The following is a 1,089-nucleotide window of genomic DNA, read 5'->3' as shown; positions in this document are numbered from 1 at the left end:
TATTGATCTTGCCGCTTTCTGGCCAGGCTACGACGCCGTTACCTGTCGCCCATCTACCGATAACACCCTCCTCATTGAGCTTGAACCTCAAGCCGGCTCTCTTCCTAAGTGCGGGCGTTGTGGCCAGTTCAGCCCGTTGATTCACGATCGCCGGATTCGTCTGGTGCGTGATCGTGATCTGTTCGATCAGCGCGTCCTGCTTCAACTACCAGTGCGCCGAGTCGATTGCCTGAGTTGTGGGCGGGTGACCGAGCGGATCGACTGGTTGGAGCCAGCATCTCGGCTGACCCAGCGGTTACGGATATGGCTCGAAAGCTTGCTGCGGCTGCTGCCGATCAGCCACGTCAGCCAGCTCACCGGCCTGCATTGGCACACCCTCAAAACGCTCGATAAACGACGCCTTCAAGCCGAGGTAGGCAACTTCGATTCAACCGGTGTCCGCCGCCTGGTGATGGACGAGTTCGCCCTGCACAAAGGGCATCGCTATGCCACGGTCATCATGGATGCCGAGCGAACGCGGGTATTGTGGGTCGGCCACGGCAACAGCCGCGAGGCGGTCCGCCCGTTCTTTGAATTGCTCGGCAAGCACTGCCAGCAGATAGAGGCGGTGGCCATGGACATGAACACGGCTTTTGATTTGGAGGTGAAGAAGCATTGCCCGCAAGCCGAAGTGGTGTACGACCTGTTTCACGTCGTCGCGCGCTACGGTCGGGATGTGATCGACCGTATCCGGGTTGACCAGGCCAACCTCCTGCGCGAAGACAAGCCGGCACGAAAGGCGGTCAAGCAAAGCCGCTGGCTGCTGCTGCGCAATCGCAACAACCTGAAGGACGGACAAGCCGTGCAGCTTCAAGAACTACTCGCGGCCAACCAGCCGCTGGCTACGGTCTATGTCCTCAAGGATGCGCTGAAGGATGTCTGGTTCGCCCCCAGCGTACGAGAGGGCTGGCGCCGCTGGCGAACCTGGTTGCGGCACGCCCGGGACAGCGGCCTCGCGCCGCTACAGCGCTTCGCTCGCAACCTGCGCAAATACGCCCGAGGCATCCTCGCCAGTGCCAACTTCCATATGCATACCAGCGTCCTTGAGGG

General features: G+C 60.9%; 1 protein-coding gene. It reads left to right on the top strand.

What is annotated here, in order from left to right:
* Position 1 precedes the first annotated feature (1 nt).
* The coding region (locus IEG05_RS23085) for an ISL3 family transposase (RefSeq protein WP_336509767.1) at positions 2-1,089 on the top strand (1,088 nt) is incomplete at its 3' end.

This window comes from Stutzerimonas kunmingensis (assembly GCF_014764705.1).
Classification (GTDB): domain Bacteria; phylum Pseudomonadota; class Gammaproteobacteria; order Pseudomonadales; family Pseudomonadaceae; genus Stutzerimonas.
The sequence above is the reverse complement of the archived record's forward strand: the minus strand, read 5'-3'. Positions and strand labels throughout refer to the sequence as shown.